The organism is Vreelandella sp. 162(4c) (genome assembly GCF_058152265.1).
The window spans coordinates 827,548-844,662 of sequence record NZ_CM176981.1; the positions used below are offsets into that span (position 1 = coordinate 827,548).

General features: G+C 51.4%; 12 protein-coding genes. All 12 read right to left on the reverse strand.

Going from position 1 to position 17,115, the window contains the following annotated elements; genetic code table 11:
- Positions 1-76: 76 nt before the first annotated feature.
- Positions 77-3,145 carry a DUF4214 domain-containing protein gene (locus AC4EYZ_RS03695; protein ID WP_342584797.1) on the reverse strand — a complete coding sequence of 1,023 codons (3,069 nt, stop codon included), beginning with the start codon at positions 3,143-3,145 and terminating at the stop codon, positions 77-79.
- 636 nt (positions 3,146-3,781) lie between these two features.
- Positions 3,782-4,810 carry a glycosyltransferase family 4 protein gene (locus tag AC4EYZ_RS03700; RefSeq protein ID WP_342584798.1) on the reverse strand — a complete coding sequence of 343 codons (1,029 nt, stop codon included), beginning with the start codon at positions 4,808-4,810 and terminating at the stop codon, positions 3,782-3,784.
- Positions 4,807-5,607, reverse strand: coding sequence for a hypothetical protein (locus AC4EYZ_RS03705; RefSeq protein ID WP_342584799.1), 801 nt, complete (start codon positions 5,605-5,607; stop codon positions 4,807-4,809). The genes AC4EYZ_RS03700 and AC4EYZ_RS03705 overlap by 4 nt, the downstream gene beginning before the upstream one ends.
- Positions 5,594-6,796 (reverse strand): ABC transporter ATP-binding protein, encoded by a 1,203-nt coding sequence (locus AC4EYZ_RS03710; protein WP_342584800.1) that lies wholly within the window; start codon positions 6,794-6,796, stop codon positions 5,594-5,596. Before AC4EYZ_RS03710 ends, AC4EYZ_RS03705 begins: the two co-directional genes overlap by 14 nt.
- Before the next feature lie 92 nt (positions 6,797-6,888).
- Positions 6,889-7,740, reverse strand: a complete 852-nt coding sequence (locus AC4EYZ_RS03715) for an ABC transporter permease (RefSeq protein ID WP_342584801.1) — start codon at positions 7,738-7,740, stop codon at positions 6,889-6,891.
- Complete coding sequence (locus AC4EYZ_RS03720; RefSeq protein WP_342584802.1) at positions 7,724-10,678, reverse strand: glycosyltransferase; 2,955 nt, start codon at positions 10,676-10,678, stop codon at positions 7,724-7,726. Before AC4EYZ_RS03720 ends, AC4EYZ_RS03715 begins: the two co-directional genes overlap by 17 nt.
- Entirely contained in the window at positions 10,671-10,922 is a 252-nt protein-coding gene (locus AC4EYZ_RS03725; protein WP_342584803.1) for a hypothetical protein, read from the reverse strand. The genes AC4EYZ_RS03720 and AC4EYZ_RS03725 overlap by 8 nt, the downstream gene beginning before the upstream one ends.
- 49 nt (positions 10,923-10,971) lie before the next feature.
- On the reverse strand, positions 10,972-12,123 hold the full coding sequence (locus AC4EYZ_RS03730) for a glycosyltransferase (RefSeq protein ID WP_342584804.1): 1,152 nt from the start codon (positions 12,121-12,123) through the stop codon (positions 10,972-10,974).
- 318 nt (positions 12,124-12,441) lie between these two features.
- Entirely contained in the window at positions 12,442-13,911 is a 1,470-nt protein-coding gene (locus AC4EYZ_RS03735) for a mannose-1-phosphate guanylyltransferase/mannose-6-phosphate isomerase (RefSeq protein WP_474191077.1), read from the reverse strand.
- Positions 13,912-13,928: 17 nt separating this feature from the next.
- Entirely contained in the window at positions 13,929-14,312 is a 384-nt protein-coding gene (locus AC4EYZ_RS03740; protein ID WP_022519996.1) for a GtrA family protein, read from the reverse strand.
- The gene (locus AC4EYZ_RS03745; protein WP_342584806.1) at positions 14,287-15,246 is read right to left on the reverse strand and encodes a glycosyltransferase family 2 protein; all 960 of its coding nucleotides are present in this window, start codon (positions 15,244-15,246) and stop codon (positions 14,287-14,289) included. Before AC4EYZ_RS03745 ends, AC4EYZ_RS03740 begins: the two co-directional genes overlap by 26 nt.
- A gap of 8 nt (positions 15,247-15,254) precedes the next feature.
- Positions 15,255-17,105 (reverse strand): DUF6311 domain-containing protein, encoded by a 1,851-nt coding sequence (locus tag AC4EYZ_RS03750; RefSeq protein ID WP_342584807.1) that lies wholly within the window; start codon positions 17,103-17,105, stop codon positions 15,255-15,257.
- Positions 17,106-17,115 lie beyond the last annotated feature (10 nt).

Genomic DNA, 17,115 nt, shown 5'->3' on the forward strand with positions numbered 1-17,115 from the left:
TTCTTTGATAGCGGGTTTAAAATAAAAAACCCCCAGCCGAAGCCGGGGGTTCATTCGAGTAGCTATCAGCTATGCATTAAGCAAAGTTGGCAGCATCGAAGGTCTGAGTTTCACCGAAATCCAGGATGCCCAGCAGATTGACGTTGAAGTCGTCGCTGTTAGCAGCAGAAGAGAGGTGGAACGCTTTATACTGGCCAGTGCCGCCGCCATCTTGTACCAACAGGACGCCGTCAGTATCTACAGTAGCGCTAGAGGCACCCTCAAAGCTTGCAGCAATGTCAGCAGCATTCAGGTTGGCCCAGGTAACACCATCACGCGCGTAGTCACCGGCAGTGTAGGTGATTACATCAACGGCCTGATCGGTGTCAGCGATGCTTGCATCGAAGTCAGCCGCACCACCAAGGATGCTGGTGAAATCAAGGATGTCATAACCGGCATCTGCGCTGTCAGACTCAAAGTTTACAATGCTGTTGCGATCGAATACACCATCGATTTTAACAGTATCGTTGCTCTCTGCGCCTGTACCCAGAACGATGACATCTTTACCAGTACCAGCGTTGATAACGTTGTCGCTTTCAACTTGGCTAGCTTGCCCAACAACTTCACCAACCGCGCTATCAGCAGTGCCTACATCGTCAGTGGTGTAAATTTCTTCAATAGCACCAAGCTGAGCTGTCGCGTTGCTTTCGTCAGTAGTCAGTTGCGGACGACCGGTCGGGTTCGCTGCACCAGCTGCCAGAGGACCGCGGAAATCAATGCTCAGGTCTTCCAGGTTGCCCAGATCTTGATTTTCGTCAATCAGGGAAACGATGTCCAGAATGTTGCCATTGCCGTCATTGGCTTCAATCAGGTGCTGCAGAACCGCGTCGTTGTTGACCGCGTCCTTGATAGCCTGATTGATTTGCAGCGAAGTAGTCTGGGTAGCAGAGTGCGGAACATTAACCCATACTGATTCAAAGCCTTTAAAGCTTACTTGAACCTGAAGCTTGAAAGCATTGAAGGTTTGAACTACGCCGTTAGCACCATTAGACAAACCAGCATTGCTGTTGGATTCTCCAGTCGGCGCAACGCCAGCTGCTGTGGAGTTGAACTCCCAGCGAGTGGCATCGATAGAGTCGCCAGTGGCCAGATCAATAAGGCCAGAGTTATCCGCATAGATAGCATCGTTGCCAGCGCCAGTGCTGATGGTGGCATCGCCCGCACCCCAGGTACGTACAACGTCATCGCCATTGCCAGTAACGACAGTTACTTGCTCAGCACCGAAATCCTGGTTGAGCTGCTGGTTAACAACAGACGTCGGCAAACCGTTTGCATCAACGATTACAGTCTCAACAACGTTGTCACCGTTACCTGCATTGATGTTCAGCAGAGCGTCTTCACGCTGCAAAACGGTTTCCTGGATAGCCAGAGAGATCTGGTCATCACCACCAGCGGTCTGGTAAGTGTAGTTGACGTTATCAGCGGCAGGAGCATCTTGATCGTCTTGAGCATTCAGGTCACGCTCAATAACGTCTTCAGTGATATAAGCATTCAGCTTAATTTCACCGTCAAAGTCTTGACCGTTAAATTTCTCAACGTCGACCAAACCAGTGATGGACTCAGGCGTATTCTCAGTACCTACTTCCCAAGTGTTCAGCAGCTCAGCCACACCCAGAACGTTCTGGTCAGACTGCTGGCCTACACGGAAGTAGCCGCTACCCGTCAGATTGATCTCTTTCAGAGCCTGCTTGCCAGAAGGCGACTCAGACTCAAGACGAGACAACCACACACCATTTTCAGCGTTGACGTTGAACTCTTCAACACCTTTATCGGTGTTAGATTCACCGGCCAGGTTGATAGAACCGCCCTGAGAACCGTAACCAACGTTATCAAGTTCCAGGTTAGTAGAGATCAATTCACGAACGGATTCAGGCGCTTCAGTGGACAGATCACCATAAAGGGTGAAACCGCCAGTTTCCTGGTCGCTATAAGTGAAAGAACCGTTTGAGATTTCACGGCCTTGCGCATCAGTCAGGATAATCGTGCTACCCACTGCGCCCGGGATCGGCTGACCACCGTCGGTAGCGGTAAAGCTAGAACCAATCTGTGCGGTAAAACCAGCCAAATCGCTATCATTAGCAATTGCTTCACGGATGGCTGACAGCAGTTCTGGGTAGGTTTTGGCTTCAAAGATAGCGTCAGAACGCAGTACGGTGGCTTCACCGTCCACCTGGAAGCGAATACCATCGATAGGCAGGTTGCCTAGAGGCTCTTCAGTACCTGCAGCACGGATGTCCAGCAGTTCGATAAACAGCTGTGAGTTAGTGCTGCGCGACTCAGAAGTCAACAGCGGGCTCAGGAACAGGCCGGAATACTCTTTCTCAGCGCCCAACTGGTTGGACATATTGAAAGTGTAATCAGCTGAGGTGGTAACTACCTGGCCAGCAGCATCCCACTCAGCTTTACCGATAGAGGTCACGGTCTGCTGACTGTTGCGAACAGCGCCTTCAGGAAGAGCGATCTGGTTCAGCTCGCCATCTGCCGTTGTTTCAAAAGTACCAAAGATATCTTCAGAGTTACCAACGGTACTGGTATTGAAGGTAACGTCAATAGTGTCAGAAGGTACTTCCGGATCAGTCGGCTCTTGCGGCTGGGGAATATTGGCTACTACATCTGCGAAGTCAATTGCAGATACGTCAGTGCCAGCATCAACGTCTGACAGGAAATCAGCGGCATACTCGTCCGCTTCAGTACCAGAATGCAAAGCACCCGCTTCAGCTGTATACAGATCAGCTGCAGCCACTTTGTTGCTCAGTGCATCAGCATCGGGAGCATCTGCATTTGTTGCGTTCTGAACGATAGTCAGTGCAATGCTAGCAAGATTGAGTTCGCCGCTTTCCAGCTTATCTACGTAGAAGGCAAGGCCTTCCGCATCAGCGCTACGACCGAAAGCTTGCTGGTAGATACCGTTAACCAGCGCTTCGTTTTCAAGTCCACCAAAACGAGCGGTGTACTCTTCAGAAGTACCGAAGTCGCTAACGACGGCTTGGGCTCCACGGGCTTCGATTTGCTCAGCCCAAAACTCAAGGCCCTCTGCGTCAGCAGGGCGACCGTAATAGGCTACGTATAATTGCTGAGCCAGATTCAAATTCTCTTGTGTTGCCATGGGACTATAGTCTCCTTGCTTAAGAAAGATACCACCTACAAAGGCGGTTCTTATCACCTTGAGCGCTCAAGGTATTTTTAGGTTCCTTAAATAGCATAGTTTTCAGCGTACTGACTAAGCAGATTAGCTGATCCTCCTACACTACTAACATCAACTGGAACACGCCTAATGTAATGTCACACATCAAGATAAGTCAATTGCTATGACCGTGACAAGGTTGCAAAAGCAATACAGGCTACTGCTACCTGTGTGAGCACCTACTACAATAAGCACTCAACGTCAAAACCTACTACAGGGAACCCGTTTTAGGTTTTCGCGCTAACGTCGAGCCAGCTGTGTCAGAACCCTCTCGTGGAGTTTTTTGCTGAACTCCACGTTTTCGAACACTGATCGCTAATAATCAGTATAAAGCGATGCGAGCAATTCTTGCAATACTTAGATTGAGAAGGCGCCCTCTTTAACTTGGCGCATAAACTCGTATCAAAATAGCTACTTGAGCCTTTAGGTCAAATTCCGCTGGGCGTCTTATTGCTTTTTTTTGACAAATAACTGACCCAACGCAACCACTGCTGCGGTATCGAGCTACCAACCCAGTTCACGTTTTGAGCTCAGTGCCCAACCGCTTGTTCGCCCCATTTATTCACTGTATACCAGCTTTGTGACAACTTGATGCCAAGAAATTTTCTCCGCGTAATAGGCCTCACGGCCTTGCTTACCCATTTGCTTAGCCTGAGCGCGGTGTGCATAAGCATCATCCAACGCCGCAGCGAGTGCCTGAGGGCATGGTTCGCATTTCCAGCCAGTCACGCCATGCTCAACAAATGCTGTGGGGCCACCACTATCAGTGCAGGTAATGACGGGCTTGGAGGCTAGCATTGCTTCTAATGTGACATAACCATAATCTTCATCAAAGGGAGGAAACGCTACTGCTAACGCATGGGCGTATAGTGTGCGCTTCTCCTGCTCGGAAATATGCCCCAATAGCCGCACTCGGTTGCCCAAGCCTAAGCGCTCAATCTGTTCTTCAAGCTGGCGACGCTGACTGCCTTCACCGGTGAGCAATAACTTTATGGGCGTCCGGGTGTTCGCCATGGCCTCTATCAATAGCATCTGACGTTTCAGCGGTTCCAGTCGGCTAGGGTAAAACGCATAGCCCCAGTCATCACCGCAGGTAAAGTGTTCAGCTTGGTGTGGAGGATGGTACAACGGTTCCGCCATCAAGCCGTTATAATAGTGCAGGCGTTCGGCCACACGGGGGGAATTGGCAAACAGGCGCTTGACCCCACTAAGGTGGTGCCGGTCAAACGCTTCTACCTGGGGTTTTAATGCGGCCAGTGCGGGACTTGCCTGTTTGGGGTCGTAAAGCTCATAGCAAACGCGGTGCTGATGCATTAACCAAACCACATGTGCGGGGTGGTGTAAGCCATAGGTAGGAAATTGCAGGCTGATAACACGATCAACCAACACGTCGTTCGGAGCGGTAAGGTCGAGTTGCTCAGCAAACATCATTTGGCGTTCAATTTGTGTTTCGCCATAGTGAAACGGTAAGCGTAGGCATTCCACTTGGTGCCCATAACGCCTTAGCGCCGCCACTAATCCTTCCACATGATAGTTGGCGCCGCCGGCGATAAAAGGCGTATGGTTAGCTGTCACGAGTAGCTTCACGGTGCTTCCTTGTGGTTGGCATTTAACCCTCGTAGAGCATCGCGCAACAGTTTAATCATGGCAGCAGCTTGTTCGTCGCTTAGCCATTTAATCGGTGGCTTTGCTTGCGATGTTGCCGCTTGTGATAATGATGCTCCCGGTCGTGAAATATCTGGCAGTGCAATGCCTAGAGTCATCATTTTTTGTTGTATATCAGCCATTTCAGTGAGCGTCATAGCTAGCGCTTGATACTCCTCACGGCGCTGCCCTTGATGAACTAAAATATCATAAAATTCGCCCTCTTCTTTCCAGCGTTGTTGATAACGGCGCCACAGTAAGTTGACAATCACTTTCCACCCCCACACCCCCCTACGGCAAACGCCAGACAGCGCCGTTAACCGCCGATACCAGCGGTTGAGCCGAAGCAGTCCACGGGGCAACTCCAGCCGCTCTTGCTTTATGTAGTCTTGGGTTTCAGTCGCTTGCAGCAGAATCATTAACGTGGCAACTCGACCTTCACGGGCTGCAAGTTCGCTATGATAACGAGCCCCTTGCTGGTCGGGCATACGCCCCATTAGGAAGCTATAGGCGCGTTCGACAAATGCCTGGTCATCTAGGTGGGCACTCAATAGCTCGGCTAGGCGCGGCGCACGAGGATCGTAAAGTCGATGTTGTTGTGTTTGCAAAATAGGCACAAGGCGCTGCTGCCATAACCAGAGCCAGCTTTCAATTGCCAGCGAATCTTGTGTATCCGCCAACATCGCTTGATCTTTGAGACGCTTAACCAGCGTGTCTATATCCTGCTCAACATTTGTCATGCTGGCGGCCTATTTCAAAAGCGCAGTCTAGGCGACACATACCTGAAAACTTGCTGAACCGGTAGCCCGCAACTTCAAAGGTATCGAGACTGTCATGCCACCAGTAGCAGTTTTCCAGGTGGTGGTCACTTGAATGAAGTGCGGCAGAGAGGGTGTACTTGCCGGGTGCGATGTTGGCCTTAATACGCACTACTACATCGAGCTCCTCACCTTCACTCATGACCAGCGTTTGCTTGTGCTGATGGGTATTTTGGCCGAACACATCCTGCCCGTACCGATCGCGCAACAGTACTCCAAGGGCGATGTCATCAAGTGCAACGCTGGCCTTTAAGCGCAAATGAATTTCCAGTGTTTCGCCACTAGCAAGCATTGAGCTTTGGCTATCTTGCCCCTGTACATGGCAGTGGGTTACCACGACTTCTTGGGTACCGAAGGCACCGGATTCACCTTCTCGCAGGTCATCGCCTTCTGCCTGCTCGGCCATAATTCGGTTGTAATGATTAACGGCGCCTTCCGGGTCGCCGTTATGAATCAAACGCCCTCCTTCTAATACAATCGCACGGTCGCAAAGTACTTTGACGGCATTGAGGTCGTGGGACACAAACATTATAGCGCCGCCCTCCTGCTTAAATTGGCGGATACGCTGAATGCACTTTTGTTGAAAGTAGCCATCTCCAACCGAAAGCGCTTCATCGACTAAAAAGCAGGCGGGATCGGCGTGAATGGCAATGGCAAAGCCTAGCCGCATGACCATGCCGGAGGAGTATGTGCGCAGTGGTTCATGGATATACTCGCCTAGCTCACAGAACTCGATGATGGCGTCTCTGTGGCGCTCGATGTCCCCATGCGTCATACCCAGCATCAGTGCATTGATAGTGATATTGTCGATGCCGCTGAGCTCTGAATTAAAGCCAGTACCAAGCTCTAGAAGCCCGGTTACTCGGCCATCGATCTGTAAGCTGCCTGCGTCAGGCATCAATACGCCAGTGAGCAGTTTTAGCAGCGTCGACTTGCCCGCGCCGTTGCGTCCTAATACACCAAGCACTTCACCCTCTGCCACCTCGAAGCTAACGCCGTCCAAGGCGGTATGCTGGGTATGGTGACTCTTGCCAGTAAGGGCTTCTTTCAGGCGTTCGCGCGGTGAGGCAAACAATTTGAAGGATTTATGCAGGTCTTTAACAACAATCACTGTTATCTCCAGAAGCGCTGCACGCGGCTAGCACACATGGCTAACACACGTCGCTAACTCAAGTACTTGTACACGTGCTATGGGCGTCGTCGTCAAAGCGAGTCGCGCAGGTCGCGCTCGGTGCGTTTTAGCAACCAAAATCCGACGTACAGTAACACAAGTGTTACCGCTAGCATGGCCAGCAGCCCGGTAGCCCCAGGAAGACGCTGGTATAAAATCAGCTCTCGATAGGCATCAATGAACTGAAACATGGGATTCAGGCTGATCAGCCCCAGCGCCCAGTCAGGTATAATGTCGTCAACGTAAACAATCGGTGTCAGCCAGAACCATACCGGCAGTAACACTGCGACGCCTTCGCGAATATCTTTTAAATATACGGCGAGAATTGCCAGCGAAAAGCCGAGCGCATAGGTAAATCCCAGTTGTAGGGTGAGTACCACGGGTATTGCCAGCCAGTGCCAATCGATGGGAAAACCGATCATTAGCAGGAATATCGCGAAGAATCCCATGCTGATCAGGTAAACAACAATTTCAGCCAATAGTACCGAGAGCGGCAGCGCGGCTAGCGATGTATTCACTTTGGTGATCATGCCCGCGCGTTCGATAAATAGGTTGGTTATGGTGCTTAGGCTTTTGGCGAAGACGGTCCAGGCGAGAATACCGCTGATCAGATAGATACTGTAGGTAAAGCGCTCCACCTCGGCACCAAAGCCTTCAAGCCGTGCGCCCATAATGGCAGAAAAAATCAGCACAAAGACCAAAATATTTATTAGCGGTGAGAGCAGAGTCCAGATTCGTCCCAGCACCGAGCCTTTGTGGCGATCCACCAGCTCTTGGCGGGTTAGCAGAATAATCAGTGGTAAATGCTGCCGCCACCAGCTCAGGGTTTGACGTACTCGTTTTTTCAATAACGGACGCATCTCGCGGTTACCTGGCAATGCCATGGGCATGGCTCCTTGGATAGGTCGCTGTGTTTTCTGACGAACATTGTTCGGTTAATAATTGGTCTCCAAGCACCGCAGCTAACCACTGCTCGCTGCTTTGCTGCCAGCCGAGATAAGGCATGCCATCAGAAGCAATCGTATGACCTTCCCGCCAGTCACTAGCCCAATCTTGCAACGCCTGCGCTAGCGCTTGAGGTGTATCGGAGTCGAAGTAAGTCGCATAGTCACCCGCGACCTCGCGGAAAACCGGAATATCTCGGGCGAAAATAGCAATACCCTGGCGAGCGGCCTCAATCAGTGGCAGCCCAAACCCTTCACCGTAAGAGGCTGCCACAAGCACATCGCTTCGCCGGTAGAGCTCTTCCAGCAGCGTATCGCTGGCACCTTCCGCCCAAAACAGCTGCTGACCACGCCTCGGATGCCGTTTGATGCGGCGAATCAGGCCTTCTACCTGCCAGCCTTGCTTGCCCACCACCACCAGATTAATATCAGTGCATTCCGCCCAGCATTGCTCCATCGCGTCTAGCACTTGTTGATGCCCCTTGCGCGGCTCAATAGTGCCCACCATTAATAGGATCGGCCCACGACACCTAGCCAGCGGTTGCAACCATTGTTGCTCTGCTGTGCTTAATACCGCGCTCGTAGGTGGTTGAAAATCGGCTCCAAGGTGGAAGTGCTTGACCCAGGGCCGCTGCCCTTCCTGAAAGCCCTGCCGATCGAGCGCGGCATCAACTTCCTCGGCTACTTGGCGAGAGACACAAGTAATGCCGTCTGCCAGCTCACTGACCGATGTAAACCATTCCTTCATCGTCGCTGGAATATGTTCAGGGAAACATGCAGGCAGTGATAAAGGCAGTAAATCATGCACAGTAAAATAAAACCTAACGCCGCTGGCACGCATTCGGCGCATAATGTGACCTGCCTGCTTGAGTAGCGGCGGCGCCCACTCCAAGGACACATAGCGATCGCCGGGGCGTGCTTCTACTGGCACATCGGGGCCCGGTGGCGCTAGTCCTAAGTGTTGGCTGGCAAAGCCGCGGGCAAGATAGAAATCATCCCCCCCCCAGCGAATCAGCTCTATCCGCCAACCGGCAGGTGGGTAACGAAGAAGATAGTCGGCTACTCGGCGGGTAACGCGCTCAATCCCGGTTTTAAGGTCTTCCCAGGCAATAGTGCTAACATCAAACAGTAGCCGCGGTGCGTTTTCATCGAGTGTGGTATCCACCTCGCTTAGCACTTTTGTTAGTCGCTTGGCAGACTCAGCCTCTTGCAACTTGTCACTTAGCGGCTCGTGCGCTGCCAGTTGGTCAAGAAATCGTTCGTACTGGTAACGGGGCGCGATCAGTGGTGCCTCCAAAATCGCATGCCGATACTGCTCGGCCACCCGCTCTGGTGCCAGCATGGTGGTCACGTAAGCCCGCCCTGCCTGTCCCAGCCGTTCACGCTCATCATCATCAGCAATTAGCTGACAAAGAGCTTGACGCAGCGGTGCTAACAGTTGCTGCTCGGGGTCGTCGGCCAGCTGCCAATGACTTTGCGAGGGCAGTTCCGCACTGCTGCCATGGGCGTTGGCAATCACTGCTAGTCCATGGGCCATCGCATCAATAATAGCGCCTGATGTCTCACCACGAGACTGGGTGCGTAGCTGTACGGCGATATCGGCGGCTTGCAGCCAACGCTGGTATTCCTGGCGAGAAGCATAGCCAGTGACAGTCACTTGGCAACCAAAGGGATGGCGCTTAATCCGACGCGCTAGCGTATGGCCGTACTCACCGCTGTGCTGCGCACCTACCAAGACCAGTCGCACCGGCTGACTCGTGGCATTGACTAACGGCGGCTCGCTCTCTTCGAGATCGCCTAAAAAAGCGTCCAGTAAAAGATGAGACAGTTTTTTGGGGTTAATGCCGCCGAAACTGGCAATGACTCGCTCATTGCTGTCGATTCCCAGTACCTTGCGAGCAGCCTGCTTGTCAAAGGGGGCTGGGAGTTGGCGTAAATGCGGAATTAAATACGTTGGCGCGGCTTGCCCTTGCTGCCACCGTTCGGCCAATGAGCGGGCAAAGGCGGAGTGGTAAATCAAACCACCTGCTGGGCGAGTTACCATGCCATTCACTGGGTATTGCTCCGCTCCACGCGCGTTTTTTTCCGCCTCGGCATGTGCCAGCAGTGCCGGGTAGCCGTGATCAATATAAAGCTGCTGTACTAGCGCGTCAGGCTTCAAACCGCTTTCGTTAAGCCACCAAACAGCATCAAACAGGAAGTAATCGTGCAAGACCACAATCCCAGGATGCCGCTGTAGCAAACCGAATTGGTAGGCATGGTAAAGTGAATTCCCCACTTGATAAAGGGTGTAATCGAAGGATTCAGCTCGCTGCAGAAAAGTGTCAGCATTGATACATTCAAAAACACTGCTTAGCTCGCGATCTACTTCGGGCTGATCAACTACCAGCGTAATAGTAAAATGCGTGGCTAGATAAGGTAGTAATTCTGCACTGTAGTTGGCGATGCCCGTTGTTTGAGGCGGCAGTGGCGAAATAAAGGCCAGCGTCGGTCTGTCAGCATCAATACTTGAAGGTGTAGACGTCAGTTCGAGCGTCAGTCGCCTTTCACCCGTGGCAATATCGATTACCGCTGAGGGCATCAACGCATTAATCATATGCTGTACAACGATATCAGGCAAAGCCGCACTCACCGATGCCAGCGTTTCTTCCTGGTCGGGCAACAGCGTGTGACAGCTTCTAGGCGCCACGCCGAGGCGAAACAGATGGCGGTGGCAGGCAACCAGACTAACTTCATCAAAACCAAGCAGCAAAACGTGAGCGCTGCCAGCAGAATTATCTGGCGTGAAAACCTCTGACAATGCCGCCAGCCAATCCTCTAGCTGGTTGAACTGTGATTTCTTACGGGCATCAACTATATAAAGGGTATCGTTATTCATGCAGATGCGGCTTCCTACGCTGTTCCACCCCGTCCATTAAACGCTGTTGACGTTCTCCATAGCCTTCGGTGCGATTTGGCGTTACTCCACCTCCGAATGTACCTGCCTGGACTAGACGAATCACCCAGCCTTTTAGCTTTGGAAAGGGCTGAAGTATGCGCTGCCCCAAGCGCCTAATTAGTGGATAGCTGATCAGTTTTTTCACTACGGGGCGCAGCACTCGTTTGACGGCAATCTGAATCACACGTCACTCCTTGGTAATAAGGTACGTTTCAGCGGTACTTCTTGGACGTTTAGTTGAGCTTTTCACTCACGAGTGTTTCCAGGCGCTGGGTAAACACGGTATTGCTGAATGCCTCAGCTTGGAGGCGGCAAGCCTGCGGAGAGAATTCGTGCGCCTCAAATGCCTCGATAGCCGCGCTTAGGCTCGCTACAGTTTGCTCAGTAAAGTAAACACCGGTGGCTTGCTGGTGATGCTCCAAACCTTTGACAGTTTCAAGAGCGCCTCCATGCCCATAAGCAATGACCGGTGTACCGCAGGCTTGAGCTTCCAGTGGCACAATACCAAAGTCTTCATCAGCAGCGAATACAAAGGCCTGGGCGCGTTGCATAAGCTGATGCAGTTTTTCTCCCTGCAGGTAGCCTATAAGCTCAATGTGCGGGCTTCCTTCTGCCAGCCGTTTTAAGCGCTGAAACTCAGGTCCGTCACCGACCACTTTCAGTTGGCGTTTTAATGGATCCTGGGCAAAGGCTTGTATGATCAAATCCATGCGTTTATAAGGCACAAGCCGTGATGCCGCCAGGTAGTAGGGCTCCCTCTGGCCGATATGTAATGTAAAGCTGTCGGTGTCTACCGGTGGGTAGAGCACATCTGCGTCGCGGCGGTAATACTTGGCAATACGCTGTGCGACGTTGTGGGAGTTAGCTAGAAAGAAATCCACCTGGGTGGCCGTAAAGTAATCCCATTGGCGCAGGCGCTTGAGCGTTTTACGCACATACGCAGTCATGCCTGGCAACCGAAAGTGGCTATTTTCCAGGTAAGCTTCTTTCATATCCCAGGCGTAACGCATCGGCGTATGGCAATAGCAGATATGGGTTTGACCAGGATGTGTGATCACCCCTTTTGCCACTGCGTGGCTAGAGGAGATGACCAGATCAAAGCCGCGCAGGTCGAACTGCTCAATGGCATAGGGCATCAGTGGTAAACAATGGCGGTAAAAACGACTAATGAAGGGTAGACGTTGGAGACCGCTAGTATGAATACGGTGCTGGGTTAACCATGGGATGCTAGCGCGCTCAAGCGTATGCACTAAGGTGAATATTTCAGCTTGTGGGAAGACTTCTGCCAACCCTTTGAGCACTTTTTCAGCCCCACCATTAACCACCAACCAGTCATGTACAATGGCAACGCGAAGGTGCTGAAAACGTGTAGGGGCTACTTGCATGATGGACAGCTTTCCATGTCGAACGGAATAAAGCGCCATAGCTTAAAGTAAGCATGGCACTAGCTCCAGTGAATACGGCAAACAACCAGAGCTAGTGCCGTTGGTGATTTGCACATCGCTGTGTTGAGGACAGAGATCCTTGAGGGCGTTGTTAACGCGTTCTTGAGCGCTATTTTCACCGCCCTTGGGCGAAAAGACCTTCGCTTCAACCTGCCCTAGCGCTCATTATCGAATACTGCAGGAGAAGTCATTTCCAACTGCGATAGTTCTGGCAAACACACCGACGGATTGTGTAAAGAACATGCTTTCGTCCGTCTTCTATTCTCGCCCATACTTGTCGTTGTAACGCACAATGTCGTCTTCCCCAAGGTAGGATCCCGTTTGCACTTCAATAAGTTTGAGAGGAATCACGCCAGGGTTTTCCAGGCGATGTACAGTTCCCAATGGTATATAGGTGGATTCATCTTCGGAAAGCAGGAAACTATGTAAATTAGAGACATCCCCATGACCTTCGCCTTGGGTTACCTGGGCAGTGCCTTGAACCACAACCCAATGCTCGGCACGGTGATGGTGCATTTGCAACGAAAGTTGGCCACCTGGTTTAACGACAATTTCTTTGACCTGAAAGCTATCCGTTAACACCATGGTGCGGTAATGCCCCCAGGGGCGATAAACCTGCTGATGCGACTGACACTCTTTTCGTCCCGCTGCCTTAAGGGCATTAACAATTAATTTGGTATTTTGCGCCTGACGACGATCGGCTACCAGCACGGCATCGTCGGTTTCGACAATGATCAGGTTATTAACCCCCACCGCTGCCACTAAGCGAGACTCGCTATATACCAAGCTGTCGTTGGTTTCATGGAGCATTACATCACCATGTATTGCGTTGCCGTTCTCTTTATCCTCGCTGGAACGCAGCTCGTGGAGCGCGTCCCAGGCGCCTATGTCACTCCACCCTGGAGACATGGGCACAACGGCCGCCTGGTTAGTATGCTCCATTACAGCGTAGTCAATGGATTCGCTGCGACACTGTGCAAAGGCTTCTTCGGCAACACGCAGAAAGTCCATGTCTTCTGAGCGCTGCTCATAAGCGGCCTGGCAGTTGGTCAAAATGTCGGGGGCATAAGCTTTGAGAGCAGCTAAATAATTGCTGGCCTTGAACAAGAAGATGCCACTGTTCCATAGATAGTCGCCGCTGGCTAAGTAGCTTTCTGCTACCCCTAGATCAGGTTTTTCGACAAAGACCTCAACGCTAAAACCTCCCTCCAGCGCCTGCCCACGTTTTATATAGCCATAGCCTGTGTGCGGCGAGGTTGGCGCAATACCGAAGGTTACCAACTTATCTTGTTGGCTCAGTAAGCGGCCTTTTTCTACGGCGTCAGCAAATGCCTTTACGTCTTTAATGACATGGTCAGCAGGCATTATCAGTAACTCGGCTTCCGGGTCGGTTTTGGCTACTGCTAATGCGGCAAGCGCTAATGCGGGAGCTGTGTTTCTACCGCAGGGCTCCAGAATGATTTGGCTCTTCTTAAAGCCGAGTTGATGCATTTGCTCAGCAACTAAAAAACGGTGCTCCTCGTTACATACGATGATGGGGTCACCTGCGTTGGTGACACCTTTTAGACGTAGCGCCGCCTCCTGAAGCAAACTGACGTTGTCTTTATGCAAATTCAGAAACTGCTTTGGATAATGCTCACGCGATACAGGCCAAAGGCGCGAACCAGAGCCGCCAGATAAAATCACCGGTATAACCATATTTTCCTCGAAAACGTATTTTACAAACATCAAAAAAGGGGCTGGTATTACTGGGTGAATACCCAACACCGTGCTAGCACGTAACTTGCCACAGCGGCGACTACCACCGCCGTGGCGATGGCCCAAAGCCCGGTTACCCCCACCCCTAAGGCACCCGCTAGCACTAGGTTGTTAATACTAAATCCAGCGAGAGACATGACGGTAAAGCGCCATAGACTTGCACTGCGACGAAAAGTAACCCGCTGATGGCCTGCTAATGAGATGCCAAAGGCGACGCTATAGGCCAGCGCATTGACGATAAACTCATGAAGCGCTGGGAATACCATTATCATCAACGCTGCCGCCAGGATATGGGTCATTGATGCCGCTAGCCCAATAAGGCCGAAGCGCAGCATCTGCCATAGTTCAGCGAGTGGAGGTGTATTCGTCACTGGTGTCCGCCACGATGTATAAGGGCCGCTGTTTACTTTCAATAAAAAGACGGCCGATGTATTCACCTAAAATACCGATAGATAGCAGCTGCATACCGCCAAAAAATAAAACAGCTGTCATCAATGATGCATAGCCTGGCGCATCGCGCCCGAGAAACAACACTTGGCTAATGATGATGATAATATAGATAAACGCCAAGCAGGCGATGAGCCCGCCAATATACGACCATATGCGCAGCGGCAGTGTACTAAAACTAAACATGCCATCTAAGGCAAAGTTCCATAATCTCCAATAATTAAATTTAGATTCTCCCTTCAGCCGTGCGGGACGCCGATAGGGAACGCCAACACTTCGATAACCGACCCAGGCATAGAGCCCTTTCATGAAGCGGTTACGCTCCGGCATTGAGCGCAGGGCTTCGATCATGCGACGATCAATCAAACGAAAATCACCAGCGTTTTCAGGGATCGGCGTTTCAGTAATACGGTTAAAAAGCCGATAGAAACCACTGGCCGAATGGCGCTTAGCGGCCGTATCATCAGGGCGCTCGCTGCGAATACCGTAAACCATATCGACACGCTGCTGCTGCCAAATCGTGACAAATTCCAGAATGAGTTCGGGCGGGTCCTGGAGATCCACATCAATGGGCACCGCCGCATCGCCATGTGCGTTGAGCAAGCCAGCCGAGAGCGCTGCCTCTTTACCGAAATTGCGGCTTAGCGCAATAAACCCAACGCTTTCGTAGCATTCAGATAGCCGTTTTATCTCGCGCTGGGTTCCATCTGTTGAACCGTCATCAACCATCAAAATACGCCACTGCCACGGTGCATCGGCCAGCACGCTGTGCACTCGTTGAACAAAGGTCGTTACGGTATCGACCTCGTTAAACACTGGAACGACAAGCGTAATTAGAGGGGGAGTATTAACGTCCATGCGAACCTTTATTGGGTGGCTTGTGGTGACAACGGTGAGTAACGACCTGACGAAACCGCAACGGGTTGCCATAGAATGGTGACGTTTTCATGCGTCACACAGGCCCAGCTGGCTACTCGACACGCTTGTTGCGAGAGCTCGTGGTCGGTTATCAAATACACATGCCCTTCGGGCAATTCACCTTGTGCCAAATGGCGGCGATAAGTTTGTGTTGCTGTGTCGATGATTTGTTGATTTGCCCTGGCAAGGTAGGCAATGTTGATCGAGAGATGGTGTTCTGCTGCCAACCACAAGTAGGGTTTAATGGCATCAAGGTCATGTGCTGGAAAGGCGATCAAGCTGTCGTGTGATGCCCATACCTGACTTAACTCGTCATCCTTCAATACGTCGTAAGCACGGGGGTCGACACGACTGGCTTCGACTTGATTTTTAACCTTGTTGCGCATGAAGCTGTAAAGCTCGCGCAAATCTTCTCTTTGCACCACCATGGCTAGAACCAGCAACGGTAACAGCCAGCGTGCTCTCATATTTTGGGCAAGCTGGATAAACGTAATAACCAATAGTAAGTAAAGTAGCGGCCATACCATTCTACCGCTTGACCGTAGATAATCTTTGAACGGCTCAAACAACATGTCGTAGTAGAGCGGAATACTGCCTTGGCCTATCGATACTTCTCCAGCCATAGCGAATGCAAACAGGCCAACGGAGGCTATCCAAGCTGGTAGCCAGCGGTGATCAACTAACGCTTCTTGAGGGTAGCCATCATTATTTACTGCATTAACGCTTGCTAGATTTACCCCGCGATTAAACCAGGTGCTGACTATCAGCGCTAACCACAGCAGCAAAACACCTGCGCCAACATAGGCCATACCTTCGTATTGACCTTCTTTAGCGGGCTGCCAGCCGGGAAAAAGCACTGATAGTGACGTAAAATTGTCGTTAAAAAACCATGCCGATGAACGCGGATTGAAAAACGTCAGTAATTCAGCGGAATAAAAGCCGTAGCCACCCGACGCGGCGCTTTGGCTATCTAAATGAAAGTAGCCTGCCCCCCACATCACAACGAGGATAGTGCAGGGTGTCGCCACCCCCATCAGCCACCACGCTTGATAGCTGTAGAGCACGCTCATCATATGCTGTCGTACTGGCTTGCCTCTTGCGTCAATCGTCCCTTTCACCACCCTATAGCTAATCGATAACCACCAAACCGCCCAAAACACGCCTGCCATAAAAAAAAGATAGAAATGCATTAAAACAGCCACTGTGAGCAGTAACAGCCAACAAACGGCCCCCTTGAGGCGTTGTTTTTCGGTCGTCAGCGTAAGCTCAATGGCGATTAGAATTATCCAATGCGCAGTTAAGGCTTCGTGGCCTTGAATGCCGATACCGCGCAAAATAACGATGGGCAAGCTGCTGATGAGCAATGCGCCAGCTAGCGCTGCATAGGCGGGAACACCGACGCTCAGTAGTAACCGACAAGCTACTAAACCGTTCAAACAATAGTTAATGACCATGGCTAGCCCTAAATATTGAAAAGTGTCGGGCAGCCAGTGGTGAAACAGTTTTAGAGGAATAGCGTAAAGCGGTATTGAGTCAGTATAGACAATACTTGTGGATAGTTCAGTGGCTAGCGTTTTCACGGCCCCTAGGGGCCAGCCCCACGGCTCCTGACGGAAAAACTGCCAACCAATGTAATGTTGAAAAGAGTCACCTTCATGTAAAAGCCAATCAGCATCTCGAGGGTCCAGCATGCCACGGTAAAAATAAACAGCTAACAGTGCTGATAGAATGCCAGCACCAACTGCCGTGATCGCCCCGTGCTTTTCGTACCACCAGCGCCACGTCCCTGTCGTCTTCATTGGTCGCTTA

Excerpts from the sequence above, each read along its gene's own strand:
- AC4EYZ_RS03695 (WP_342584797.1), bottom strand. The coding sequence starts at position 3,145 with ATGGCAACACAAGAGAATTTGAATCTGGCTCAGCAATTATACGTAGCC.
- AC4EYZ_RS03705 (WP_342584799.1), bottom strand. The coding sequence starts at position 5,607 with ATGACAAATGTTGAGCAGGATATAGACACGCTGGTTAAGCGTCTCAAA.
- AC4EYZ_RS03715 (WP_342584801.1), bottom strand. The coding sequence starts at position 7,740 with ATGGCATTGCCAGGTAACCGCGAGATGCGTCCGTTATTGAAAAAACGA.
- AC4EYZ_RS03720 (WP_342584802.1), bottom strand. The coding sequence starts at position 10,678 with ATGAATAACGATACCCTTTATATAGTTGATGCCCGTAAGAAATCACAG.
- AC4EYZ_RS03730 (WP_342584804.1), bottom strand. The coding sequence starts at position 12,123 with ATGCAAGTAGCCCCTACACGTTTTCAGCACCTTCGCGTTGCCATTGTA.
- AC4EYZ_RS03735 (WP_474191077.1), bottom strand. The coding sequence starts at position 13,911 with ATGTTTGTAAAATACGTTTTCGAGGAAAATATGGTTATACCGGTGATT.
- AC4EYZ_RS03745 (WP_342584806.1), bottom strand. The coding sequence starts at position 15,246 with ATGGACGTTAATACTCCCCCTCTAATTACGCTTGTCGTTCCAGTGTTT.
- AC4EYZ_RS03750 (WP_342584807.1), bottom strand. The coding sequence starts at position 17,105 with ATGAAGACGACAGGGACGTGGCGCTGGTGGTACGAAAAGCACGGGGCG.